The sequence below is a fragment of the Marinobacter sp. ATCH36 genome (genome assembly GCF_023555055.1).
Lineage (GTDB): Bacteria > Pseudomonadota > Gammaproteobacteria > Pseudomonadales > Oleiphilaceae > Marinobacter.
On the sequence record NZ_JAMJPL010000006.1, the window covers coordinates 68,217 to 91,551 of the forward strand.

General features: G+C 57.4%; 25 protein-coding genes. 10 read left to right on the top strand and 15 right to left on the bottom strand.

Features of this window, described 5'->3' with window-relative positions; genetic code table 11:
• Positions 1-245: 245 nt before the first annotated feature.
• Together M8010_RS16265 and M8010_RS16270 are read left to right on the top strand one after the other, a co-directional pair.
• Positions 246-2,147, top strand: coding sequence for a sigma 54-interacting transcriptional regulator (locus M8010_RS16265; protein ID WP_250093724.1), 1,902 nt, complete (start codon positions 246-248; stop codon positions 2,145-2,147).
• 132 nt (positions 2,148-2,279) lie between these two features.
• A complete protein-coding gene (locus M8010_RS16270; protein ID WP_250093726.1) occupies positions 2,280-2,726 on the top strand; it encodes a CopD family protein in 447 nt (148 codons plus the stop codon).
• A gap of 32 nt (positions 2,727-2,758) precedes the next feature.
• Here M8010_RS16270 and M8010_RS16275 read toward each other — a convergent pair whose 3' ends face one another.
• Positions 2,759-3,244 carry a DUF2231 domain-containing protein gene (locus M8010_RS16275; RefSeq protein ID WP_250093728.1) on the bottom strand — a complete coding sequence of 162 codons (486 nt, stop codon included), beginning with the start codon at positions 3,242-3,244 and terminating at the stop codon, positions 2,759-2,761.
• A gap of 171 nt (positions 3,245-3,415) precedes the next feature.
• Here M8010_RS16275 and coxB point away from each other — a divergent pair, with 171 nt between their 5' ends.
• From coxB to M8010_RS16295, 4 genes are read left to right on the top strand one after another with little or no spacing between them, the layout of a single operon-like run.
• The gene (coxB, locus tag M8010_RS16280; protein ID WP_250093729.1) at positions 3,416-3,991 is read left to right on the top strand and encodes a cytochrome c oxidase subunit II; all 576 of its coding nucleotides are present in this window, start codon (positions 3,416-3,418) and stop codon (positions 3,989-3,991) included.
• Positions 3,984-6,497 (top strand): cytochrome c oxidase subunit I, encoded by a 2,514-nt coding sequence (gene ctaD / locus M8010_RS16285; RefSeq protein ID WP_250093733.1) that lies wholly within the window; start codon positions 3,984-3,986, stop codon positions 6,495-6,497. The genes coxB and ctaD overlap by 8 nt, the downstream gene beginning before the upstream one ends.
• Positions 6,494-6,853 (top strand): hypothetical protein, encoded by a 360-nt coding sequence (locus M8010_RS16290; protein ID WP_250093734.1) that lies wholly within the window; start codon positions 6,494-6,496, stop codon positions 6,851-6,853. The genes ctaD and M8010_RS16290 overlap by 4 nt, the downstream gene beginning before the upstream one ends.
• A 17-nt stretch (positions 6,854-6,870) precedes the next feature.
• On the top strand, positions 6,871-7,659 hold the full coding sequence (locus M8010_RS16295) for a cytochrome c oxidase assembly protein (RefSeq protein ID WP_250093736.1): 789 nt from the start codon (positions 6,871-6,873) through the stop codon (positions 7,657-7,659).
• 89 nt (positions 7,660-7,748) lie between these two features.
• Here M8010_RS16295 and M8010_RS16300 read toward each other — a convergent pair whose 3' ends face one another.
• The 9 genes from M8010_RS16300 to M8010_RS16335 all read right to left on the bottom strand — a co-directional run bounded on the left by M8010_RS16300 (position 7,749) and on the right by M8010_RS16335 (position 15,071).
• Positions 7,749-7,988 (bottom strand): sulfurtransferase TusA family protein, encoded by a 240-nt coding sequence (locus M8010_RS16300; RefSeq protein WP_250093738.1) that lies wholly within the window; start codon positions 7,986-7,988, stop codon positions 7,749-7,751.
• Complete coding sequence (locus M8010_RS19970; RefSeq protein WP_284048180.1) at positions 7,981-8,106, bottom strand: hypothetical protein; 126 nt, start codon at positions 8,104-8,106, stop codon at positions 7,981-7,983. Before M8010_RS19970 ends, M8010_RS16300 begins: the two co-directional genes overlap by 8 nt.
• A complete protein-coding gene (locus M8010_RS16305) occupies positions 8,103-9,275 on the bottom strand; it encodes a formate dehydrogenase subunit gamma (RefSeq protein WP_250093740.1) in 1,173 nt (390 codons plus the stop codon). Before M8010_RS16305 ends, M8010_RS19970 begins: the two co-directional genes overlap by 4 nt.
• An 86-nt stretch (positions 9,276-9,361) precedes the next feature.
• Complete coding sequence (gene fdh3B / locus M8010_RS16310) at positions 9,362-9,970, bottom strand: formate dehydrogenase FDH3 subunit beta (RefSeq protein WP_250093742.1); 609 nt, start codon at positions 9,968-9,970, stop codon at positions 9,362-9,364.
• Positions 9,971-9,985: 15 nt separating this feature from the next.
• Complete coding sequence (locus M8010_RS16315; protein ID WP_250093744.1) at positions 9,986-12,871, bottom strand: formate dehydrogenase subunit alpha; 2,886 nt, start codon at positions 12,869-12,871, stop codon at positions 9,986-9,988.
• 87 nt (positions 12,872-12,958) lie between these two features.
• Positions 12,959-13,147 carry a ubiquinol-cytochrome c reductase iron-sulfur subunit N-terminal domain-containing protein gene (locus M8010_RS16320; protein ID WP_250093745.1) on the bottom strand — a complete coding sequence of 63 codons (189 nt, stop codon included), beginning with the start codon at positions 13,145-13,147 and terminating at the stop codon, positions 12,959-12,961.
• Positions 13,148-13,188: 41 nt separating this feature from the next.
• Positions 13,189-13,800 (bottom strand): TorD/DmsD family molecular chaperone, encoded by a 612-nt coding sequence (locus M8010_RS16325; protein ID WP_250093746.1) that lies wholly within the window; start codon positions 13,798-13,800, stop codon positions 13,189-13,191.
• A gap of 90 nt (positions 13,801-13,890) precedes the next feature.
• Positions 13,891-14,496 carry a DUF3306 domain-containing protein gene (locus M8010_RS16330; protein ID WP_250093748.1) on the bottom strand — a complete coding sequence of 202 codons (606 nt, stop codon included), beginning with the start codon at positions 14,494-14,496 and terminating at the stop codon, positions 13,891-13,893.
• A complete protein-coding gene (locus tag M8010_RS16335; RefSeq protein WP_250093750.1) occupies positions 14,493-15,071 on the bottom strand; it encodes a DUF3305 domain-containing protein in 579 nt (192 codons plus the stop codon). Before M8010_RS16335 ends, M8010_RS16330 begins: the two co-directional genes overlap by 4 nt.
• Before the next feature lie 148 nt (positions 15,072-15,219).
• Here M8010_RS16335 and M8010_RS16340 point away from each other — a divergent pair, with 148 nt between their 5' ends.
• The 4 genes from M8010_RS16340 to M8010_RS16355 are packed head-to-tail and all read left to right on the top strand — an operon-like array spanning position 15,220 to position 19,236.
• Positions 15,220-17,199, top strand: a complete 1,980-nt coding sequence (locus M8010_RS16340) for a 4Fe-4S binding protein (protein WP_250093752.1) — start codon at positions 15,220-15,222, stop codon at positions 17,197-17,199.
• A gap of 17 nt (positions 17,200-17,216) precedes the next feature.
• Complete coding sequence (locus M8010_RS16345; RefSeq protein ID WP_250093755.1) at positions 17,217-18,062, top strand: Mrp/NBP35 family ATP-binding protein; 846 nt, start codon at positions 17,217-17,219, stop codon at positions 18,060-18,062.
• Positions 18,059-18,763, top strand: a complete 705-nt coding sequence (locus M8010_RS16350; protein WP_250093756.1) for a biotin/lipoate--protein ligase family protein — start codon at positions 18,059-18,061, stop codon at positions 18,761-18,763. The genes M8010_RS16345 and M8010_RS16350 overlap by 4 nt, the downstream gene beginning before the upstream one ends.
• Positions 18,760-19,236 carry a DUF6505 family protein gene (locus M8010_RS16355; RefSeq protein ID WP_250093757.1) on the top strand — a complete coding sequence of 159 codons (477 nt, stop codon included), beginning with the start codon at positions 18,760-18,762 and terminating at the stop codon, positions 19,234-19,236. The genes M8010_RS16350 and M8010_RS16355 overlap by 4 nt, the downstream gene beginning before the upstream one ends.
• 16 nt (positions 19,237-19,252) lie before the next feature.
• Here the strand turns inward: M8010_RS16355 and M8010_RS16360 are convergent, their stop codons facing one another.
• The 5 genes from M8010_RS16360 to M8010_RS16380 form a co-directional block, all read right to left on the bottom strand.
• Positions 19,253-20,500, bottom strand: a complete 1,248-nt coding sequence (locus M8010_RS16360) for a molybdopterin-binding protein (protein WP_250093759.1) — start codon at positions 20,498-20,500, stop codon at positions 19,253-19,255.
• Positions 20,497-20,988 carry a molybdopterin-guanine dinucleotide biosynthesis protein B gene (gene mobB / locus M8010_RS16365; RefSeq protein WP_250093760.1) on the bottom strand — a complete coding sequence of 164 codons (492 nt, stop codon included), beginning with the start codon at positions 20,986-20,988 and terminating at the stop codon, positions 20,497-20,499. Before mobB ends, M8010_RS16360 begins: the two co-directional genes overlap by 4 nt.
• Positions 20,985-21,572, bottom strand: coding sequence for a molybdenum cofactor guanylyltransferase MobA (gene mobA / locus M8010_RS16370; RefSeq protein WP_250093761.1), 588 nt, complete (start codon positions 21,570-21,572; stop codon positions 20,985-20,987). The genes mobB and mobA overlap by 4 nt, the downstream gene beginning before the upstream one ends.
• Positions 21,565-22,434: a formate dehydrogenase accessory sulfurtransferase FdhD gene (locus M8010_RS16375; RefSeq protein WP_250093762.1), complete on the bottom strand. Its 870-nt coding sequence runs from the start codon at positions 22,432-22,434 to the stop codon at positions 21,565-21,567. The genes mobA and M8010_RS16375 overlap by 8 nt, the downstream gene beginning before the upstream one ends.
• Positions 22,435-22,499: 65 nt before the next feature.
• Positions 22,500-23,306 (bottom strand): ABC transporter substrate-binding protein, encoded by an 807-nt coding sequence (locus tag M8010_RS16380; RefSeq protein WP_250093763.1) that lies wholly within the window; start codon positions 23,304-23,306, stop codon positions 22,500-22,502.
• Positions 23,307-23,335: the final 29 nt, after the last annotated feature.

Consider the following 23,335-nt stretch of genomic DNA (forward strand, 5'->3'; position numbering starts at 1 on the left):
CCTTGCCTGCTGGCAGACGCATTGAGTTCGTATCTGTCACACATCAGAAGTGCAGTTACCGTGCCAGATGACTCTTATTTCCGTTCAGCGCGATAAAACAGATAGTTAGAAATTTTTAAATGCGTCGGCCGACTACGAAAAATCGTGATTTACGAAATCCTGTAGTTCCGGGCTACGACATTACGTAGTTGGCATACTCCTTGAGTCCCCATCCATGGCATGTATAGAACCTGGTTGGTGAGACGATGAACGCGAAACTTGAATTTCCATACGCGGGCAAATGGCTGGATGCCCTGCCTGAACCTGCGCTGGTGATGGACCCAGTTCAGGACCGAATTCTGGAGATCAATGAACGGCTGCTGAACCTGCTGGGATGGCCGACCCATCATCGGCTTGAAACCACTCGCGTAACGGAACTGTTTGGTGGTCAGGTGCCGCAACTGATTGTCCTCACCGATGAGGCTCTGGCCTGTGGGCAGGCCTGGAGCCGGAGTCTGACGGTGGCAAGGACCGACGACACAGTGATCCACCTTGAGTTATCACTGGCTCGGGTTGACGATGCTCAAGGGGAGCCCAGGATTCTCGTGCTTTTGCGGGATCTGGAGACTTTGCGGGAGCGCCGTGAACGTCACGAGATCAACACCTACCATCATGGCGGATTGTTGCACTGGCAGCGTATTGAGACCCTGTTCCGCGACATTGAACGCGAAAACCACATGATTCTGGAAGCCGTGGGAGAGGGGATTTACGGGCTTGATGCTGAGGGGCGGGTGACGTTTATCAATTCCGCCGCCGAGCGCATGTTGGGGTGGTCAAAAGATGAGATGCTGGGCCGGATGATGCATTCGACAATTCATCATTCCCACAGCAATGGTGAGGCTCACAAGCTTGAGGACTGCCCAATTTACAAAGCGTTCAAGGATGGCGCCGTTCACCGTGTCAGCGATGGCTGCTTCTGGCACCGCGACGGCTTTGGTTTTGCGGTTGAATATACCAGTACCCCCATTGTCGATAACGGACAGCTTGTGGGAGCGGTCGTGGTGTTTCGGGATACCAGTCAGCGTCGGAAGGCAGAAGATGATCTGAAGGCCGCACTTACGGAAGTGAAATCCCTCAAGCACCGGCTGGAAATGGAGAACGCCTATCTGCAGGAGGAGCTGATTGCCGAGCAGAATGCCCATGAGATTGTTGGCAAAAGCGAGGCGGTGAAATCGCAATTGCGCCGGATTGAACTGGTTGGCCCTACCGATGCCAATGTTCTGATAACCGGTGAGTCGGGTACCGGCAAGGAGTTGATTGCCCGCGCCATTCATAACACCAGTAAACGTTCCCAACGGCCCCTGATCCGTGTCAATTGTGCGGCGATCCCGGCGGAGCTGTTTGAGAGTGAATTCTTCGGCCATATCCGGGGCGCTTTTACGGGGGCTGTGAATGATCGGGTCGGTCGGTTTGAGCTGGCTCATGGTGGCACCCTTTTTCTGGATGAGGTCGGAGAGATTCCGCTGCCGCTTCAGGGCAAATTGTTGCGAGTTCTGCAGGAGCAGAACTTCGAGCGCATTGGCGATACCGAAACCCGCCATGTTGATGTAAGAGTAATTGCAGCCACCAACCGGGACTTGCGTGCGGAAATCAATGCGGGCCGTTTCCGGGAAGATCTCTATTTCCGTCTGAATGTGTTTCCTATCGAATCGGTTCCCTTGCGGGAGCGCCCCGAAGATATTCCGCCCCTGGCCCAGCTATTTCTCAAGCACGCCTGTCGGAAGTTCCATCGCCAGGGCCTGGAGCTGAGCTTCGCTAACGTAGAGAGCCTGCAACAGTACAGTTGGCCGGGCAATGTCCGGGAGCTGGAAAATGTCATCGAAAGGCAGGTGATTGTGGGCGAAGGGGGAAAACTGAGGTTTGATTTACCTCGCGATAACACTGGGCCAGGTGCAGGAATTGTGGCAAGGCAAAGCGACTTTACCGTGAAACCCCTCACGGAGGCTGAAAAGCGTCAGCAGGACCGTGAGAATATGGTAGCGGCCCTGCGCCAGTGTAAAGGTAAAATTTTCGGTGATGATGGTGCGGCAGCGCTTCTTGGAATCAAACCCACGACCCTGGCTTCCCGGTTAAAGCGTCACGGGGTTGAGTCGGGTCGGTTTCGGTGACGGCGCAAAAGAATGAGGGATGGTTAAGCAAGTTCGGTTGTGATTTAAAACGGTGTGCGCTGGCCAGAGTCAATGGTAGTGTTATGGAACTGCAGTAATAACACACATCGCGACAAGGAGGTTGTCAGCGATATGAACTGGCTTCTTGTTCTTCACATCGTTGCGTTGTTGTTCTGGGCTGCCCTGCTTGTGTACCTGCCGGCGTTACTTGCAGGAACCGTTTATACGGCGTCTGCCTCGGCTGCCGATACCGAGGACACTCTTTCGGCCCGTGAAGGGCTTCCCCGCCTACTCTTCACTCATGTTGCAACCCCAGTCGCCCTGCTTTCCATTATCGCCGGTACGCTGGTATTCGTTGTCCATCATAATATTGGTATCTGGTTGATCATCAAACTGACACTGGTGACGTTGCTGGTATTCAATCATACCTTGCTGGGATTGCTGATTCTGCGGGCTGAGGCTGGCAATGGTAAACCGGTACGCGGGTGGTGTCTGGCGTCCGCCGTGGTTACGTGCCTTTTAATAGCTGTTGTGCTCTGGGTAGTGCTCGCAAAACCCGGGTTTGAGGGCACTTCATGAGAACTGACGAGCAAACCAGGCTTGCCACCTGCTCACGGATGTTCGCGACGCTCAGTCATCTTGTCAGGGGAAACGCCAACAGCGTAATCGTATACCAACTCGCCGCCCAACAAACTGGTAACCGTGATCAACAGACCGGCCAGCAACGAGAGGTAAAGTCCCCAGGGCAGAATCAGCAGCTCTGGTTCACCCACCCTGAGGAACCAGTTAAGCGTCGCGACGGAAAGCAGCATCACGGCCAGCACTGCGTGACACCACGCGGTAATCAGCCGACGGATCTGTTCCACGATGATAAGATCCAACAGTCCTACCGAACCGGAAACCCAGCCCCCAACCACGCCGACACCTGCAAGCCAGACACCAGCGCGCGCCCAGAAGAAATCCCCGGTCAGTACGTAGCCGATGTCTGTGGCGATGAGCAACAGCAGGGCAGCCACCGGGAAGTGGATCAGCATGGGATGAATCGGGTGACCCAAAATCGACATGCGACTGACAATCTGTCCCTTGGCCATAATCATCCCTTAACTATTCCGGCACAAAACAGCGGCGCCCGACGAGCGGAAATAAAAAGAGTAGCAGCCTTCACTGGCCTTGGCACCTGCGGATTACTGACCGGGTGTGAAGGGGCGTTCTCAATACTCTCGCCAGTAGGCCCTAGCGCCCATTCCGCTGCCTGGTTGTGGTGGGGCATGTTGGGCTGGTTCTCGCTTGTGCTGGTGGCGGTTATCATGCTTTGGCTTTATGCCATCAGACGTTCGCCCGGGGCCACCTCGGAAGCCCGTGCCAGGCAGGTGCAGAAGCGCTGGATTATCTGGGGCGGCCTGGTACTGCCGATAACCAGTATGGCGGTGATTCTGGCATTTGGCATTCCCGCCGGTCACCGGATGCTGCCCTTGCCGCTTGATGAAGGCGAAGTCCTGAGAATAAACGTGACAGCGCACCAGTGGTGGTGGGAAGTGTACTATCCCGAGTCGGACATCACCCTGAAAGATGAGTTACACATCCCCGCCGGTGTGCCCCTTGACCTGCACCTCACCAGCGCTGACGTCATCCATTCGTTCTGGGTGCCAAGACTGGGTGGCAAGTTGGATATGCTGCCCGGTCGCACCAATGTACTGAGACTGCACGCCGACGAGCCCGGCACCTACCGGGGCCAGTGTGCGGAGTTTTGCGGAACACAGCATGCCCACATGAAGTTTACGGTTACCGCTCACAGCCCTGAGGATTACCAAACCTGGCTTAGGCAGGAGGCTAGCGATGAGTAACCTGCCAGATCAGGCCAACTGCGAACGAGAGGAACGGCTGGAGCATGTCTGGGCCAACTTGCCCGGTTGGGGGGCTCTGGCGGCGGTCAACCACACCTCGGTAGGGCTCCGGTTCATGGCCACCGGCATGGTGTTTTTTCTGATCGGTGGCGTGTTGGCAATGTTGATTCGCACCCAACTCGCGCTGCCTGAACAGGAGATCATCGGAGCCAGCGTTTACAACCAGATTTTCACCATGCACGGCACGGTAATGATGTTCCTGTTTGCCATTCCAGTGCTGGAAGGAGCGGCCATGTACCTCGTGCCTAAGATGCTTGGCACGCGGGATCTGGTCTTCCCCCGGTTGAGCGCCCTAGGTTACTACTGTTACCTGTTTGGCGGGGTGATTATCCTGTCCAGTCTGGTGTTTGAGATCGCACCTGACGCCGGCTGGTTTATGTATACGCCTTTGAGTAGCCACACCTATTCGCCGGGGCCGGGTTCGGATTTCTGGTTGCTGGGCATCACCTTTGTGGAAATTTCCGCGATTTCTGCCGGCGTGGAACTTGTGGTGTCTATCCTGCGTACCCGGGCTAACGGCATGTCCCTCAACAAGATGCCGATTTTCTGCTGGTACATTCTGGCGATGGCTCTGATGATCGTGTTTGGTTTTCCGCCGCTGATTCTGGGCAGTGTGTTGCTGGAGCTGGAACGCGCGGCAGGCTTTGTCTTTTTTGAAACCGTCGGCGGTGGTGATCCACTGCTGTGGCAACATCTGTTCTGGTTGTTCGGGCACCCGGAGGTATACATTATCTTCCTGCCGGCGGCGGGGATCGTTTCCACGCTGATTCCGGTGTTCGCCCGCCATCCGCTGGTGGGGTACCGCTGGATTGTGCTGGGCATAATAACCATGGGCTTCATCAGCTTTGGCCTGTGGGTCCATCACATGTTTACCGTGGGTATCCCGCAAATGGCCCAGGCGTTCTTCTCGGTCGCCAGTATGTTGGTCGCGATTCCCACGGCTATCCAGATTTTCGCCTGGCTGGCGACACTGTGGCAGGGCAAGGTGGTATATCACCTGCCGATGCTCTGGATTATCGGGTTTCTGGTGGTGTTCGTGTGTGGCGGACTGACCGGGGTGATGCTGGCACTGGTGCCATTCAACTGGCAGGTGCACGATACCCATTTTGTGGTGGCCCACATGCATTACGTACTGGTAGGGGGCATGCTGTTTCCGCTGATCGCCGGTTTTTATTACTGGTTGCCTCATGTTTCTGGCCGCATGCCCTCCGATAAAATGGGCCGCTGGGGGTTCTGGCTGTTTTTCGGGGGCTTCAATGTCACGTTCCTGCTAATGCATCTCACCGGGCTGTTGGGTATGCCCCGGCGGATCTACACTTACGAAGCTGGGCTGGGGTGGGACTGGCTGAACCTGGTGTCCTCCATTGGTGGCTTCATTATGGCCATCGGTGTGGCAGTCATTATTGTTGATATCGTGCTGCATTTCCGCTTTGGTCGTCGTGCGGAACAGAACCCCTGGTGTGCGGATACCCTGGAATGGGCCATCCCGATGCCGGTGAATGCCTATAACTTTTCCAGCCTGCCGAATATCACGACCCGTCACCCGATGTGGGAGAACCCTGAGCTTATAGAAAGCATTGCAGCCGGTGAGCACGGGCTGGCGGAAGTGCAGAACGTGCGGCGGGATATATACGGCTCGGATGCCGTCACCGGAAAGGTTCGGGAAGTGGTGCACCTACCCACCAACTCCTGGCTGCCTCTGTTGACGGCTGTGGTGCTGGCGGTGGTGTGTATCAGCCTTCTAATCAAGGCGTATCCCGTTGCTTTGGCAGCAGCGTTACTGGCGCTTGTGCTGGTGTTGCGTTGGGGCTGGGATAACTGTGCACATCCCAGGGCTGCGCCGGTGCGCGAGGACGATCCGGTGGACCCACCGTTGCATTCCCGTACCTGTGACGGCCCCGGGCTATGGGGCATGGTGGTGAGCCTGATGGCCAACGGCACACTCTACGTTTCCCTGTTGTTTGGCTGGTTTTATCTCTGGACTGCTGCGCCTCAGTGGTCGAGTCCCGAACAGGGTCGGGTGGCATTGATTCCCATGGCGATGAGCGGGGTGCTGCTGTCTCTGGCAGTGATGATCTACCGCAATGCCGTCGCCGGGCTGCGCAAAGGTCAGGCTGACGGCCTGACTCTGAAGCTTTGGGCGGCGGCAGCCCTCGGGTTGGTCCACTGGTGCGTATTGATCTGGATACTGCAGACCTCTGAGTTGCAGCCCACTGAGTTGGCTCACGATGCTGTATTGATGGTGGCGCTCTACTATTTGCTGCTTCATAGCGGGCTTGCGGTGATTTTCACGATATTACAGGCTCTGCGGGTGAAACTGGGTTATGTCGGCCCTGAGCTGCCTTATGAGCCGGTCGTGATTCAGCCGTTCTGGGTGTATACCTTCGGCGTTTTCTGGCTCAGTTTTGCTGCCTTCCTGCTGTTGCCGATGGCATGGGGTGCATGATGAAACCCTCTCCGTTTCATCCGTTGAACCTGGTGTTGGGGCTGATTATCTGGGCACTGTGGTTTGTGCTGCTTTATGGCGGGCTGTCGGTGGGCTGCGCGTTCGCGCCGCCGGGGGCTGAAGCGGGTGCCTGGACCTGGATAAACGCTGTTTCCCTGGCTCTGGCGTTATTTGTGTCGGGCTATTTACTGGTGTGTGCCTATGGTTGCTGGAAGGCTTCGCCACCGTCCCATGCTGTCGAAGTTGAGCCCATCAAGACCTTTACCAGCAAAACGTCTGCTGCGGTTTATCTGGTATCGGCGCTTGCCTCGCTTGCACTGGGGCTGCCCGGAATCCTGCTGCCGCCATGTGTTTGAGTAGTCGCAGTAAGCTGTTGCTTATTATTGTTCTGCTTGGCCTGGCGACGCCGGTTTTCGGTCATAGTCCAATTAGCAGTGGAGGCGCGGAGCAGTTCACCGCGCTGCTCGGCATGGTTATGTTCGGGATGGTCTGGTTAACCTATCTGCTCGGCGCACGGCGGGTAACGCCCCATGGGCTGCAAGCCCTGGGCTTTCATAGCACCATGGTTATCGGCTTTGTCGCCCTTTGGGGACCCCTCGACCATTGGGCGGAAAGCAGCGCTGCAGCGCATATGGTCCAGCACATGATGTTCATGGTGGTGATTGCGCCTTTGTGGGTGTTATCTCGGCCTTTACCTCAACTCGCGTCGGGTAGCGGAAGGGTGCTCGCTCCGGTGTGGCAACCTATGCTCAAGCTGGTTCAGCATCCGGTTTACATGGCTTACCTTCACGGTGTGATGGTCTGGCTCTGGCATATTCCCCGGTTTTACATATTGGCACTGGAGAATCCCTGGTGGCACCTGGTGGAGCATGGGTGTTTCCTGATCACCGCAGGCCTGTTCTGGTGGGCGGTATTGAAAAGCACCCAGCGCACGGTGGGCTGGGCCTTATTTGCACTGCTTTTTACCCTGATGCATACCGGCTTCCTGGGGGCGATGCTCACGTTCGCTCAAAGCCCTCTCTATGGAGCCGGTCGCAGCTTGCAGGATCAGCAACTGGCAGGATTAATTATGTGGGTATTGGGGGCTATACCGTACCTGCTTGCCGCCGGTTTGGTAGGGTGGCGAGGGTACTGGCAAATGCAACGTCGATGGGGCGGCTGACCGCCGGTGGACTCGAACAGCGGCATAGCCTCTTTCGATTCCACCGTGGCTCAAGATGAGCTTACCCGACGCCTACTATCGAACCTCAATTATGCCAAACGGACCCGGTAACGAAGAACGCCAGCCTCCTCTTCACGTACCCATTCGATCTTGTGACCGGTCAGCTCACAGAATACCTGCAGATCTCGACGGCCGCTGGGGTCATCGGCGAGGAACTCAACCTGCGTTCCGCTGGGTAAATTCTGAATGCGTTTCTTGAAACGCAATATCGGGAGTGGGCACACCAGACCGATGGCATCGATCTGGTATACTTCTGCCTGATCAGTCAAGGCGCACACTCTCAGTGCTGGTCTGCTCGGCTGAGGACCAGCCGAACTCATTCAGAACGACCGGTGCGAGAGCGGCGATCACCAAGGCGGCGAGAAATCCGGAAATCATGACTTTCACGATGATCCTCCTTTGCCCTGTCTGGCCTGAACCTCTTCTACCCACAGGTCGTGGTGTTGGCGGGCCCACTCCAGATCTACCTGTCCGTTACCCATGGCATCAAAGGCACCTTCCATCCCGACCGAACCGATGTAGATGTGAGCGATGATGGCCAGCATCATCAGGAACGCTATAATCGAATGCCAGAGGTTGGCGTACTGCATCTCTTCGTGCGGCGCCAAGGCTGTCGGGAAATCGGTTCCCAGGATGCTGTTCATGACCTCAAAGGTCGAAGCAAACATGGGCATCTCAAACGGAAACAGCAGCGACAGGCCTGACAGGGATACTGAAAAGCCCAGCACCATCACAGTCCAGAAGATGATCTTCTGGCCAGCGTTAAATTTCTTTGATGAGGGATGGGACTTGGTAAAGATGCCACCTCCCGCCTTGAGCCACTGCCAATCCAGCTTGTTGGGGATGTTGTGCGCCACCCACATGCAGAACGTCATCACCAGGCCCAGCATAAAAGCCCACGCAATGTTGTTGTGAATCCATTTGGCACCAACAGCCAGGGTAGAAAAGGCCTCATGCCCGATCACAGGGATCAGGAAGCTTCGCCCCATGAGGGTGACCAGCCCCGTCAGTGCTAACGCGACGAATGAGCCGGCCAATAACCAGTGGCCAAACCGTTCGATGGCCTTGAATCGTTCAATCTTGGTGCCGGAAGGACCACCGTCGATCATGATTTTGCCGCGAACAAAGTAGAACACCACGAGCAAGGCTATGAATCCGAGGATCGCTCCGCCGCCATAAGTGATGATGGGGCCTTCCCGTAGTTTGTACCAGGGCATGCCGCCATCCTGGATCAGCACATCGGCCGCGGGGCCTCGGGCCTGGGTTTTGATGTCAGCTTCGTTATAACGAACGCCGCGCCAGGTATCGGCGTCAGAGACTCCGCCCCGGGTTCCCAGTTGTTCGGTGATTGCAGCAGCATCGGAAGGATCCCCCAGGTTTTCAGAGCGGAAGCTGTCATCCACTTCCAGCTGTTTCTGACGGGCCATGATGTCTTCCAGGGTTTGAGCGCCCCCGGTGGCAGTCCGGTCAACCTCTGAGGCTTCTTGCGCAAAGCCAGGATTGACTATCAGCGTCGCCAGTACAAAAACGGCGGCACCCAATGTTTCGAATTTCATGAAAGCACTCCAACGGAACCAACAAAAAGAATTCGTTGCCAGAATCAGTTCCGGGGCCCTGAGGCCCCGGAATACAACAGCCTGATTTATGCTCCCTTCTTCTCGTAGGCTGTGCCCCATCCCCATGCACCGGAACCGAATCCACGGTTCACTACGCGCTGGCGATAGATGTCCGCCACCTCGTTGCCATCACCGGCCAAAAGGGCTTTGGTCGAGCACATTTCCGCACAGATTGGCAATTTGCCCTCCGCAATACGGTTGCGCCCGTACTTGGAAAACTCGGTCGTTGAGTTGTCTTCTTCAGGACCACCTGCACAAAACGTGCATTTGTCCATCTTGCCACGGCTGCCAAAGTTGCCCGCTTGCGGGAACTGGGGCGCGCCGAAGGGGCAAGCATAAAAACAATAGCCACAACCGATGCACAGATCCTTGGAGTGCAGCACCACACCGTCTTCCGTCTGGTAGAAGCAATCCACTGGGCAGACGGCCATACAGGGCGCGTCTGAACAGTGCATGCAAGCTACCGAGATTGAACGTTCGCCGGGTTTTCCATCTTCGATGGTGACGACGCGTCGACGGTTGATGCCCCAGGGGACTTCGTGCTCATTCTTGCAGGCCGTTACGCAGGCATTGCATTCGATGCAGCGCTCGGCATCGCAAAGGAACTTTGCGCGTGCTTTTCCTTCCAGTGCCATGTTATGTACCTCTTATTATGCTGGCGAAATCGAACACAGGGTGCACTTGGTCTCTTGCATCTGCGTGACCGAGTCGTACCCGTATGTCTGAACGGTGTTAGTGGATTCGCCCAGGACATAAGGATCAGCGCCCTTGGGGTACTTGTGCCGCAGATCCTTGCCTTCCAGATGTCCGCCGAAGTGGAACGGCATGAAAGCAACGCCCTCGCCGACCCGCTCGGTGACCATCGCCTTCACCTTGATGCGCGCGCCTTCCGGGCCAGAAACCCAGACGTCGTTGCCGTCGCGAATGTTCATATTGTTCGCGTCGCGCGGATTCACCTCGATGAACATGTCCTGCTGTAGTTCCGCCAGCCAGGGGTTTGAACGTGTCTCGTCACCACCACCTTCGTATTCCACCAGTCGGCCGGAGGTCAGAATGATGGGGAAGTCGTTGCTGAAGTCCTTCTGTTGGATTGATTCATAAAGGGTCGGGACACGCCAGAATGTTTTGTCAGCATAGGTCGGGTAGTCTTCGACCAGGTCGCGACGATTCGTGTAAAGCGGCTCGCGGTGTAGTGGCACCGGATCCGGGAAGTTCCAGACAATGGCGCGGGCTTTGGCGTTACCAAAGGGCGCGCACTCGTGCTTGATAGCTACACGCTGGATACCGCCTGACAGGTCGGTCTTCCAGTTGGTCTCGGGGCCTGCAACAGCATCAATGGAGGCTCGCTCATCTTCCGTAAGATCGCCGTCCCAGCCCAGATCCATCAGCATCTGCATGGTGAACTCCGGGTAGCCGTCCTTGATCTCGGAGTCCTTAGAGTAGACGCCGTCAGCGAGCAGGTTCACGCCGTCACGCTCAACACCGAAACGAGCGCGGAAGGTGAGACCACCCTTGGACACCGGGAGCGACATATCGTAAAGGTTCGGTGTTCCTGGGTGGTTCATCTCGGGCGTGCCCCAGCATGGCCATGGCATACCATAGATATCACCATCGCAGGGACCGCCCACTGCACGCAGTGTGGTCTTGTCGAAGTGGTGCTGGTTCGCCATGTGCTTTTTCAGGCGCTCGGGTGACTGGCCGGTGTAGCCGATGGTCCACATGCCGCGGTTGAACTCACGGGTGATGTCCTCAATCACCGGCTCGTTGCCTTCAATGGCAATGTTGCGGAACATGCGGTCAGTGAAGCCAAACTTGTCGGCAAACAGTTTCATGATTTCGTGATCGACCTTCGAGTCGAACAACGGCTCGACGACCTTCTCACGCCACTGCAACGAGCGGTTGGAAGCGGTGACAGAACCTGAAGTTTCGAACTGTGTGGTCGCCGGTAGCAGGTAAGCACCCTCTTTGCGATCGTGCAGCACTGCTGAAACGGTGGGGAAGGGATCCACTACGACCAGCAGGTCCAGCTTCTCCATGGCTTCCTTCATTTCCAGCATACGGGTCTGCGAGTTGGGCGCATGGCCCCACAGCACCATTGCTCGGGTGTTGTCGGGCTGCTCCAGATTTTCCTTGGCTTCAAGAACGCCGTCGATCCAGCGAGACACCGGAATGCCTTTCTCATTCATCATGGCTCGGCTCTTGCCGTCTTTGTCCCACGTGGCGAACCGACCTTTCAACCAATCCAGGTCCTCTTCCCAGACCCGTGCCCAGTGAGCCCAGGAGCCTGCAGCCAGACCATAGTAGCCGGGCAGGGTGTCGGCCAGCACGCCCAGATCGGTAGCGCCCTGAACGTTATCGTGACCGCGGAAGATGTTGGTGCCGCCACCGGAAACACCCATGTTGCCCAGCGCTAACTGCAGCACACAGTAGGCACGAGTGTTGTTGTTGCCGTTGGTGTGCTGGGTGCCACCCATACACCAGATGACCGTGCCCGGGCGGTTATTGGCCAGGGTACGGGCAACCCGCTCAAGTTGCGCGCCGGGAGTACCGGTGACACGCTCGACTTCTTCGGGGTTCCAACGCTTCACCTCTTCACGGATGTCTTCCAGGCCATACACCCGGGTGCGGATGAACTCTTTGTCTTCCCAGCCGTTCTCAAAGATGTGCCACAGGATGCCCCAGATCAGCGCAACGTCTGAACCGGGCCGGAAGCGTACAAACTCATCAGCATGAGCCGCCGTGCGCGTGAAACGCGGGTCGCAAACAATGAGTGGCGCGTTGTTTTCTTCCTTGGCTTTCAGGATGTGCAGCAGGGATACCGGGTGGGCTTCCGCAGGGTTACCCCCGATCAGGAAGATAGCCTTGGAGTTGTGGATGTCGTTGTAGGAGTTTGTCATCGCACCGTAGCCCCAGGTATTGGCTACGCCGGCTACCGTCGTTGAGTGACAGATACGGGCCTGGTGATCGACGTTATTAGTGCCCCAGTAGGCCGCAAATTTACGGAAAAGGTAGGACTGCTCGTTGTTGAACTTGGCGCTTCCCAGCCAGTAGACCGAGTCCGGACCGCTTTCGTCGCGGATCTGTAGCATCTTGTCGCCGATCTCGTTGATCGCCTGGTCCCAGGGGATCTTCTGCCACTGACCGTTGACCATTTTCATGGGGTACTTGAGACGGCGCTCGCCATGAGCATGTTCGCGTACCGAAGCGCCTTTGGCGCAGTGTGCTCCAAGGTTGAATGGGCTATCCCAACCCGGTTCCTGCCCGATCCAGGTGCCATTCTGGACTTCAGCCTCGACGGTGCACCCTACCGAGCAGTGGGTACACACTGACTTTTTGCGAACGACGTCGCCACCCCCGGTTGACGGGGTTGCGGCCTCGACGCGACCAGACGTCAGTGACAGAGCCGCCAGACCACCCACCGTGACACCGGAGGCGGCCAAAAAACCACGACGATCCATGGTTTTCGCAGCGAGGGATGAAAGTAAAGATCCAGCACGGGAGCCTTTCGCTACCCCGTTGGTTTTCTTCCTTAACATGTCAAATACCTCTCTCTTATTATTCTCGTTTTGCGGGAGGTGCAATCATCCAAGAGCCTTTCGCAACCTTGAATGATTCACACGTCCTTAAAAGCGAGCCGACTCAAAATATTTACGTGTGTGCTCAGTGTCACGCAGACCACGGCTTTTGGGAGCGTCTTTGACGACATTGGCTGCGGCGTTCGGTGCAGCTGCAACGGCCACGGCAGCGGGTACTGCGGTTGCTGCCATTCGCAGGAAGTTGCGACGGCTGTTTTCACGCTTTTGGTGTTCCATAGGAAACCTCCACCTGAGTTAAGGGATCGGACAGATCCCGCTTATTGGATTGAAAACGCATCCGCTTCCACGGCCATGAAAGCCCGGCCCAGCGATCCCACAGGGGCATAGAAAACGGAAGCTTGCGCCTTCTCCAGATCGGTAAAAAACAACGCCGCCCACTTTGCAAGGTGAGCGTCAAAAAAAGCTTTTTGCGAGGGCAGATCACTGTCACATACGAATTCGCCGGTAATGATGCCCGCCATGATTTCGCACAGCGTGCCGATATGATCTTCAGGTTCCTTAACATCGGAACGGGCTTTGATGCCTCTGGCCATCAGGTCGCTGCGCAGGTTCGCCAGGGGCTTCTCGTTCAGAAAACCGGTCAGGTAATAACTGGCGTAGGGCAGGAGTTCACCACGGCCAACGCCAATAAACAGATTGTTGAACTCCCGCTCTGCGTCATGGGGCGCGGTGCGTTCTGCAAGCGCTGCCAGATTTCTGGAGGCGGATCCTAAAGGCGTGTCATCTCCCTGCAGGGATGACAATCCGCGAAGCAGGTCATTCGAAGGTGGGCCGCCAAGCAGGACGCCCAGCAACTGATACATCTGGGCACGGGCGCGATCTTCATTGGTGATCGAGCGCGGGCACTGAACTTCAGCAGTGTTAGCCAATTTTTCTCTCTCAGTTTTTTGTTTAATTTTTAATCATTAAATTTATAGCCCCGTTTTCACTCGGGCGCAACATTGGTTCTGTCTACTGACTCAATAGTCAAAACGCATTCGCGGGCGGTAGCGGGGTGTCGGTTCCAGCTCATTTTCCGCAACCAAGGGATCTGAATGACGGGAAGTGTTTAAGGAATCATCAGCGATTTCAGGCTGCGATGTCTCAATGGCTTCGGCAGGTGCAATCGCCTCGGAAGCTTCAGCCTGCTGCTCGACTTGCTCTTCGACTTTTTCATCGCGCCTGGCAGTTTTATCGAATAAACCCTGGCCTACCTTGTAAAGGGTCTTTACGCCCTTGGTTGCCGTAGCGGCGTCAGTGAAATCCTCGTCGTAGTCATTGAGGCCGTCCAGTACCGCCAGTACCGGGTTCGATTTCCAGAGCGCGCGGAGGGCCTTACGTCGCAAAAGTTCAGGAATTTCTTTGCGCATGAAACCGGTAATGTCGGTACCCAGTTCGATGGTGTCCGGATCGGGCAAACTGTACTTTTCCAGCACTTCGTGCTCAGTCAAAGCCTGATTAATAGAGAGTTCTTGCTCTTCAGGCGGTGATTCGGGTTCAACCGATGGAGTAGGGGCAGGCTCAGATGGCTTGCTGGCTTCTGCTTTTTTACGCGACCAACGCTGTAACCGAGACTCACTCATCATTGCACCCTCGGCTTTTTGATGTTGGCGGGGGCGCGAAAGACATCGCTCTCTTGCCGGATACGCGGATCGCCTTTAGCGTCTTCCGTACCATCGACGCGGATCTCATCACGACGGCGCTTCTTGAAGGGTTCTTCGATGTAGTGCATATCGACAAACTCCTTGATCCAGGCCGCCAAAGACTCGGGAATCGGCACGGGCTCGACGATACTCTCACCGCTGTCCAGGGCATCCAGCGCCTCGTGGGCACTGGCGGTAACGGTGCTGACAACCCACCCCGATGGAGACTGGCTGTTTTCATCTTTGTCCATTACAACCCAGACGGAGGGTACGGTCATGTTCAGGGATACGAGATAGCCCTCTACGTCGGCGCGAAATAGTTCCATTCCCACAGTGCCTGCGTGGTAATCGACCACTTCGCCTTCGCGGACGAGCTCCTTCCAGAACGCCTCCGGGGCGCCCGGTATAACCGCTACAGGCTTCCAGGTGGCGTGCGCCCAACGGGTCACGCCAGGCGACCGGCGAACGACAGCGCCGACTTTTAACTCTCGTTTCCAACTATCTGTGCGACTGCTCATGGCAATTCTCTTTTGTTATCTCTTCAAGCTAGCAGGAGCGCAAAAATTATCCAATTATCCGATTGTCCAAATACAAAGCGCTGTGGCATGCTCGAAATGTGTCACTGACACGTGTACGTATAACAACAACGAAAAGAGTCAAATCCTGATGACGGCACACAAAACCCTACTGTTATGCACCTGCGATAAAACCCAGTCCTTTGATCCCAAGGCGCTGCAGACGGCTGCGGGCGCCGGGCAGGTGGTTGAAGTGGACCAACTGTGCGGCGCCGATATGAGAACGGCGGCCGAGCACTTCAGTGGTAGTGACGAGTTGCTCATTGCCTGTGGCCAGCAGGCCGCCCTGTTCGAGCGTTTAGGCGAAGACGTAGAGGCCGAGACCGGGCAATCCGCTCCGATGAGTGCTATCGACATACGGGATCGCGCTGGCTGGAGCTCACCGGGTGCAAACCCCAGGCGCCTGCATGCCAAACAAGCGGCCCTGATCGCCGCGGCGCAGCTACCGGCTCCGATGGCACCCGCGAAATCAATCCAGTCCAGCGGAGTGTGTTGCATTGTCGGGCCTACCGAGCAGGCCGTCAGGATGGCTGAGCTGGTACAGGACGAACTCGGCGTCACTTGTATCGTTAATGACGCGGGGCTCGTACAGCTGCCCTCCGCCAGTTATGACGTCGCCAGAGGTCGATTGACGGCTGCCGCTGGCGCGCTGGGCAATTTCAAGCTGGAATTTGCCCAGTTGCAGACGCTGAACCCCGCTGGCCGTGGCGACCTGGGTTATGGTGAAGTTAAAGCCACCGCCCGTAGTGAGTGCGACGTGTTTATCGACCTGCGTGGCGGCGCGCCAGCGTTTCCCAGTTATCAAAAGCGCAACGGCTATTTCTGGGCCGATCCGAACAAAACCGGAGAGTTGGAGCGTATTGCCCTGACTGCCAGAGAGCGGGTAGGTGAGTTCGAGAAAACCGTCTATTTCAGGTTGGAAGAATCGTTGTGTGCGCACTCGCGGGCGAACAAAACTGGCTGTACCCGTTGCCTGGACGTCTGCCCCACCGAGGCGATCTTTTCGTTCGGAGATCACATCCAGATCGACTCCGACATTTGCGCCGGCTGCGGATCCTGTGCGGCGGTCTGCCCGACTTCAGCGGTGACCATGAACGAATCGCCCTTCGAGGCGCTGACCAAAGCCGTCGACGTCATGGCGAGGGTGTACCGGGAGCATGCCAACGAAGCCCCGCGCCTGGTTTTTCATACCCTGGGCGCCGGTGCGGACGCCATTACCTATCTGGCACGATATCATGACGGGCTGGCAGACGATCTGATCCCGATGGGGCTGGAACATACCGATCGTATCGGCCATGCCGAGATTCTGGCCGCGTTGGGAGCGGGTTACGCCGAAGTGCTTATATTGGCAGATAGTGAGGCAGACCGCCGAGCGGTTGCCGCGGAAGTCGAGCTTGCCCAGGCCATGCTGACAGGCACCCACAACTCTCCCAGCCGGATCCGTGTGGTTGCTGCCGAGGAACTCTGCGACGCTGGAGACAACGCCGGGCGAGTGAGTGAGCCGGTTTTACTGGTTGGCGGGCGCCGTGATATTACGCGGGTAACCGTCGGCGCGATGGCTGAGAAGGTCGACGCACCGATTCCATTGCCGGTCGGCGCACCTTACGGCGCGATCGAGATCGATTCCGACAAATGCACGCTCTGTTTGGCCTGCGTATCCTTGTGCCCCACCGGTGCCCTTGGTGACCATCCGGACCGGCCAGAGGTTCAGTTCACGGAAAACGCCTGCGTTCAATGCGGTATCTGCCAGAGCACCTGCCCGGAGACAGCCATTACTCTGAAACCCCAGTTGGATCTGTCGAAAGAGGCGCTAAGTGCACGGGCATTGCACGGCGAGGAGCCGTTCGAATGCATCAAATGTGGCACGCCGTTTGGCGTCGCCAGCACCATTAACCGCATCGTCGAAAAACTGGAAAATCAGCACTGGATGTATAAGAACGCTGATAATGTTCAGCTCATCAAGATGTGTGACGATTGTAGGGTGAAATCGCAATTCCATGGTGACAAAGCTCCCATGGCAGGGGGAGAGCGCCCCCGGGTTCGCACCAGTGATGACTATCTGGACAGCTAAATACAGCAGGACAAAAAATGGTTGAATACACCGAAGTAGGCAAACCGAACCTGATCGGAACTGACGCGCCCCGGCCCCAGGACAAGAACCCGAGGGGCGTTGATCGCATCATTGCCATTGCCTCGGGCAAGGGCGGCGTTGGCAAGTCCACAGTGTCGTCCAATCTGGCCGTTGCGCTGGCGTCGAAAGGCCTCAAGGTCGGTCTGTTGGACGCTGACGTCTACGGTCCCAGCCAGCCCCGTATGATGGGGGTGTCGGGCCGTCCATCCAGCCCCGATGGAAGTACCATCCTGCCCCTGCGCAATCACGGCGTGACCCTGATGTCCCTCGGGCTGATGACTCCGGATGATGAAGCCATCGTCTGGCGCGGGCCCATGCTGATGGGCGCCCTCCAGCAAATGATGAACCAGGTCGACTGGGGCAGGCTGGACGTGCTTTTGGTGGATCTTCCCCCGGGCACCGGTGATGTCCAGATGACCCTGAGCCAGAAATTTTTTGTAGCGGGTGCCATTGTGGTTTCGACACCTCAGGACATTGCGCTGATGGACGCGCGCAAAGGCATCGATATGTTCAACCGGATGGACGTGCCGTTAATGGGCGTGATCGAAAACATGGCGTCGTTCGTGTGCGATGGCTGCGGTAAAGAACATCATCCTTTTGGATCCGGTGGCGCTCGCGCGGAGGCACAAAAAATTGGCGCCCCCTTCCTGGGCGAGATTCCGCTGGACCTGGATATCCGTATCGGTTCGGATGGTGGCGTCCCGATTGTGGTGTCAAAGCCGGAGAGCCCGCAGGCACAGGCCTTCCAGCGCATCGCCGATGAGATTGTGGCCTCTGACGCCTACGCCCGGGCCATCCAATGATCGAGTCACCCCAGTTTCCGCCGTTACTTACGGGAGAAATGGTGCCCAGGCACACGGATCCCTTTGATAAAGCCGTCAGCCGGGCCATCGCAGGTGTGGATTCCGGCACTATATTTTACTCCGAGGCGGGCGACAACTTGCGTGCGGCCCTGGTACTGGCGCCGGAAACGCCCCTGGAAGAAGCCATTCTGGCGGTCTATGTTGCCCAGGTAGGCCTGGCCGAGAGCCTGGGCGCACTGGCCCCACCGGAAGTGCCGGTGCAGTTTCAATGGCCCGATCGTATCAAGGTCAACGGAGCGGTCTGTGGCGGGGTGCGCTTTGCGGCGGATGTGTCAGATCCCGGGGTGCAGCCAAACTGGCTGGTCATCGGCATTGATGTGCCTTTCAGGAACTTGAGCGACTCGCCAGGCGAAAACCCGAATCAAACCTGTCTGCACGAGGAGGGCTGCGTCAATATCACTCCCATGGCATTGCTGGAAAGCTGGTCCAAACATACCCTTCTATGGCTGACCTACTTCATGGACAGTGGGTTTGAGCGCGTACACAACGAGTGGCGGCCACGCTGCGACACCCTGGGCAAGATGATCGACCTGCCAAAGCCCGGCATCTTTGTCGGGCTGGATGAGAAAGGCCGTATGCTGTTGCGTCAGGATGACATGACCGAGACATTGAGTTTGATTGAATTCGCGGAGCACGTATGAAACTGGCCCGAACCCTGCGACTGGATGTATCCGATGAAAACGTGTTTGAAACGCCCGCACCCAGCGGAGAATGGGCCATCTCGGGTGGATTCGAGTTTTCCAACTGGACCGAAGCGGATCTGAAGGGTAAAGCCCGCCAGGCGTTCACCAATGGTTGGTACAGCATAGAGTCTGGCGGGCGCGCCAGTTTTGTGGGTGTCTGCAACATCACCGAAGCCGAATTGGAACAACTGCGCCAGTCCCTGGCGCGAACCTTTGTCGAAATATACGGCGCGCCGGATATAGACACGGCCTACCCCGTTGCCTGCGAAGAAATCGACCAGATGCGCAGCATGTGTGAGGACTTCGAGGACAACACCCTGCTGATGGTCAGCCGCACCCTGACCGAACTGGGTGTTGAGGAGACCTACCGCACCCGCGCCCCGCAGGATGCCTCGTTGGAGGCCTTTGCCGTGCATGGCAGCGTCGATTGATTCTGCGCTATAAGAATCAGAGCCCGAAACTGCCGTAGGGAATAAACCGCACGGGCGTCCCCGGCTCTATCTGCTGGGCACTCTCATTTAACTCCACCAGACCCTCGGACCAGGCCAGACCGGTCACGCGGCCTGAGCCTTCAGAGCCGAAGACCTCAACCTTTCCATCACGGACCCGGGCGCGCAACATCTCGTTGCGCCCCGGCTTCTTGTTCTTGGTGAAGTTGGCTGGCATCGCATAGGCTTGGGGTTCGAACCATTTAGCTCCCGCCAATAGCGCCATTGCCGGCGCACCAAAGCGCAGCGCACAGACCCAGGCGGCAACGGGATTGCCAGGCAACCCCACCACGGGTGTTCCCCGGAACATGGCTAACGCCAGGGGGCGACCCGGCTTGATCGCGATACGCCAGTTGCTGATGTCACCGTGGGCTTTCAGCGTTTTCGATACATGATCCTCGTCCCCCGCGGAAATACCGCCACTGGTCAGGATCAGGTCGCACTGCTCAGCGCCGCGCTCCAAGGCCGCTTTAACGTCCTCGGCACGGTCCAGTACATGGCCCAGGTCCACCAGCTCATAGCCGAGCTGCGCCACCAGGGCGCTCAGCATCGGGCGGTTCGCGTCGTAGATCTGCCAGTCGGTGACCGCTGCGCCTAGAGGTTTCACTTCGTCACCCGTGGACAGGACGCCGACGCGTAGCCGCTGGAAGACATCGACCGACTCGATACCCACACTGGCAAGAACTGAAATCTGGGTGGGCGTCAGGCGGGTGGACGCGGTGAGGATCCGGTCCTGCGCCTTGATGTCCTCACCGGCTTTGCGCAGGTTCGCTCCTGCTTTTAACGTGCCGTTCAGATGTAGTTGCCCGTCTATGACCTCGCAGTCCTCTTCCAGGGCCACCGTGTCAGTGCCAGCCGGTATGACGGCGCCGGTTAAAATCCGGATGGCATGGCCTTCGGGCACATGGCCGGTGTACGGCTCTCCGGCGGCACTCCGGCCATCAACAAGAGGCATGGAGCAGGGCACTTCAGTCAAGGGGCCGGCAAACGCATAGCCATCGACCGCGGAATTGCTGCTGGGGGGATGGGCGCGAGGCGCATAAACGTCGCTCGCCAGTATCCGGCCATTGACCTGTGACAGCGGGATGCTCCGATCCACACCCACCACTGGGTGCAAACGTGAGCGTAACCGCTCCAGGGCTTCGTCCACCGGCGTCCAGTTCACACCTGGGGGCAGGGCAAAACAGTCATTACGAAGCTCGCTCATAAAGCTCCTGTACTCAGAATAAAGTCAGCTATTCCGGGTGTATCGTTCAGATCAAAACTGGGGCCCGCAAACTCCGAAGTATAGTTCGTGGCCACGGCGATGATGGTGGGGTCGTTGGGATGCAGGGGGCCACGAGGGCACTCCTGCCTGTGCACTTCAATCTTGGGGTGTGAATGGGTTTTGAATCCCTCGACCACAACCCAGTCGCAAGGGCCCAGCCGGGCCAGCAGCTCATCGAGCGTCGGCTCTTCAGCGCCGCGCAGTTCGTGCATGATGGCAAAACGTTGCCCACCGGCCAGGATGACTTCCCGCGCGCCGGCGTCACGATGACGGTAGCTGTCGGTGCCTGGCTGGTCCACGTCCACGCCATGGTGGGCGTGTTTTATCGAGTTGACCGTTAAACCCCGGCTCGACAGCTCACCAATCAGGGCGCTGGCCAGGGTGGTTTTGCCGCAGTTTTTCCAGCCCACGATGCCGATAACATTCACTTCAGGTGCTGCTCCGCCCAGGCCAGGTCTTCCGGTGTGTTAATGTTGAAAAAGTCGTCCGGGCCAAACACCACCAGCGATTCGCCCTGGGCCTGGGTCCACTGACGGATCTTGCGCACGCCGTCGTTCAGGGCGGCACGAAGTTCATGCCGCAATGCGACCTGCCAGCGGCCAAAGGTCGGCTGGGGCAGTCGGCCGCGCTCCGGGTCAGGCGTGGCTGCCAACACTACCGGGGTCTCAAATTCGGCCAGTCGTTGTGCCAGGTCCAGAGGGAACGAGGGGGTATCCGCAGCGACGCTGATTAGCCATTCATGGCCGTGTTCGGCTGCCCAATCCATGCCCGCGAGCACGCCGGCCAGCGGGCCGGGAAAATCGGCGATGGAGTCGGCCACCACGGGCAAACCCAGATCATCAAATCGGGTCAAATCTCCATTGGCGTTCAACACCACGGCGTCAACCTGGGGTGTGATTCGATCGATCACGCGATGGATCAGTGACTGATCGCCGAGCATCAATCTTCCCTTATCACCGCCGCCCATTCTGTTTGCCTGGCCACCGGCCAGAATTACTGCGCACTCAGTCATGCTGAGCTCCCTTGCGACGCATTTTCTTGTCGTCATCCGGAACCTGCGAAAGGTCCTGATCGAACACCAGGCGGTGCTGGCCGCTGAGGCAAGTGAATTTCTTGCCCCGCATCCGCCCGATCAGTGTCAAACCGACCTGCCGGGCAATATCAACGCCCCAGGCGGTAAAGCCTGACCGGCTGATCAGGGTCGGGATGCCCATCAGTGAGGTCTTGATCACCATTTCGGAGGTCAAACGGCCCGTGGTGTAGAGAACCTTGTCGGCCGCCGGGATCCCATTCAAGTGCATCCAGCCTGCGATTTTATCGACGGCATTGTGACGCCCTACGTCCTCCATATAAGCCAGGATCTGGCGGTCCTGACAGAGCGCTGTGCCATGAATGGCGCCGGTTTCCATATACAGGCTGGGCGTGTGATTAATCTGGTACGAGAGATCGTAGAAGGTGCTGGTGTGCACGGGTGTATCTGGTAGTGACAGCCCTTCAAGCCCCGCCATCATGTCACCAAACACAGTGCCCACGGCGCAGCCGGAGGTGCGGGTTTTCTTTTCCAGCTTGTCCTCGACGTCAGTGACATCTGCTGTGCGGACCACCGCAACTTCCAGTTCTTCGTCGTAATCAATCTTCGTGACCTGATCGGTTTCTCTGAGCATACCCTGATTCAGGAGGAATCCGAGGGCGAGATACTCCGGGTGATCGCCTATGGTCATCGCCGTAACGATTTCCTGGCTGTTGAGGTAGATGGTCAAAGGGCGCTCTTCGATCACGCTGATCGACTTCGATTGACCGTTTTCATCAACGCCCTCCACCGTGCGGGACAGTCGAGGGTCGGTCGGATTCGGCAAAAGGGTTGTCATCGTCATTGTTGTTGTAGCTCTTTCAGGAACACCATTAACCCGAATGCTTACGCAAGGCGACAGGGATCAGCCTATCTGGCATTCGGGAAAAACAGCTGTTGTCCGTCCACCGTGAAATCGGCAATTGCTTGCTGGCCCTGCTCTGATACAAGCCATTTGTGCCACTGCTCAGCCAGATCCTGCTTGAGGTGTGGATGCTTTTCTTCGGAGAGTAGCAAGCTTCCGTACTGGTTGAACAGCACTTCGTCGCCTTCAAACAGCAGCGTCAGGTTCTGGCGGTTTTCAAAGGCCACCCAGGTGGCGCGGTCTGACATCACGTAGGCATCCATGGCGGCGGCAGTGTTGAGCGTTGGCCCCATGCCACTGCCGAGTTCACGGTACCAGCTGCCATTGGGTTCCACGCCAGCGTTCTCCCACAGGCGCAACTCGGCGCGATTGGTGCCACTGTCATCGCCGCGTGATGCGAAGGGTTCCTCGGCTTCTGCGATAGCCGCAAATGCTTCGGCGGCGTTTTTCGCATCTCTGACATTTGCCGGATCATCGGTCGGGCCAATCACCACAAAATCGTTGTACATAACATCGGCGCGCTCGCTGGCATAGCCGTTCTCGACAAAACGCTGCTCGCCGGCGGTGTCGTGTACCAGTAGGGTGTCGGCGTCACCGCGGCGGGCGATTTCAAACGCTTGCCCTGTGCCCACCGCCACCACTCGCACTTTGATACCGGTGGCGTTTTCGAACTGCGGCAGGATGGCATCGAACAGCCCCGAGTTTTCGGTTGAGGTGGTTGAGGCGAGGGTGATGTAGTCATCGGCGAAAGCGCTGGCCGCCAAGCCCATGCTGGTCACGCCTGCAAGTATGAGCGCGCAGGTTGTTTTCATCTCGTTGTTCTCTTGTTTTGGTTTCAAAG

Bases quoted from the DNA above. Each gene is read 5' to 3' on its own strand.
- ctaD (WP_250093733.1), top strand. From the start codon at position 3,984: ATGAGTAACCTGCCAGATCAGGCCAACTGCGAACGAGAGGAACGGCTG.
- M8010_RS16330 (WP_250093748.1), bottom strand. From the start codon at position 14,496: ATGATGAGTGAGTCTCGGTTACAGCGTTGGTCGCGTAAAAAAGCAGAA.
- mobA (WP_250093761.1), bottom strand. From the start codon at position 21,572: ATGACTGAGTGCGCAGTAATTCTGGCCGGTGGCCAGGCAAACAGAATG.
- M8010_RS16320 (WP_250093745.1), bottom strand. From the start codon at position 13,147: ATGGAACACCAAAAGCGTGAAAACAGCCGTCGCAACTTCCTGCGAATG.
- M8010_RS16360 (WP_250093759.1), bottom strand. From the start codon at position 20,500: ATGAGCGAGCTTCGTAATGACTGTTTTGCCCTGCCCCCAGGTGTGAAC.
- M8010_RS16265 (WP_250093724.1), top strand. From the start codon at position 246: ATGAACGCGAAACTTGAATTTCCATACGCGGGCAAATGGCTGGATGCC.
- M8010_RS16335 (WP_250093750.1), bottom strand. From the start codon at position 15,071: ATGAGCAGTCGCACAGATAGTTGGAAACGAGAGTTAAAAGTCGGCGCT.
- M8010_RS16355 (WP_250093757.1), top strand. From the start codon at position 18,760: ATGAAACTGGCCCGAACCCTGCGACTGGATGTATCCGATGAAAACGTG.
- M8010_RS16270 (WP_250093726.1), top strand. From the start codon at position 2,280: ATGAACTGGCTTCTTGTTCTTCACATCGTTGCGTTGTTGTTCTGGGCT.
- coxB (WP_250093729.1), top strand. From the start codon at position 3,416: ATGTTGGGCTGGTTCTCGCTTGTGCTGGTGGCGGTTATCATGCTTTGG.
- M8010_RS16380 (WP_250093763.1), bottom strand. From the start codon at position 23,306: ATGAAAACAACCTGCGCGCTCATACTTGCAGGCGTGACCAGCATGGGC.
- M8010_RS16290 (WP_250093734.1), top strand. From the start codon at position 6,494: ATGATGAAACCCTCTCCGTTTCATCCGTTGAACCTGGTGTTGGGGCTG.
- M8010_RS16375 (WP_250093762.1), bottom strand. From the start codon at position 22,434: ATGACGATGACAACCCTTTTGCCGAATCCGACCGACCCTCGACTGTCC.
- M8010_RS16340 (WP_250093752.1), top strand. From the start codon at position 15,220: ATGACGGCACACAAAACCCTACTGTTATGCACCTGCGATAAAACCCAG.
- M8010_RS16350 (WP_250093756.1), top strand. From the start codon at position 18,059: ATGATCGAGTCACCCCAGTTTCCGCCGTTACTTACGGGAGAAATGGTG.
- M8010_RS16345 (WP_250093755.1), top strand. From the start codon at position 17,217: ATGGTTGAATACACCGAAGTAGGCAAACCGAACCTGATCGGAACTGAC.
- M8010_RS16305 (WP_250093740.1), bottom strand. From the start codon at position 9,275: ATGAAATTCGAAACATTGGGTGCCGCCGTTTTTGTACTGGCGACGCTG.
- fdh3B (WP_250093742.1), bottom strand. From the start codon at position 9,970: ATGGCACTGGAAGGAAAAGCACGCGCAAAGTTCCTTTGCGATGCCGAG.
- M8010_RS16315 (WP_250093744.1), bottom strand. From the start codon at position 12,871: ATGTTAAGGAAGAAAACCAACGGGGTAGCGAAAGGCTCCCGTGCTGGA.
- M8010_RS16275 (WP_250093728.1), bottom strand. From the start codon at position 3,244: ATGATTATGGCCAAGGGACAGATTGTCAGTCGCATGTCGATTTTGGGT.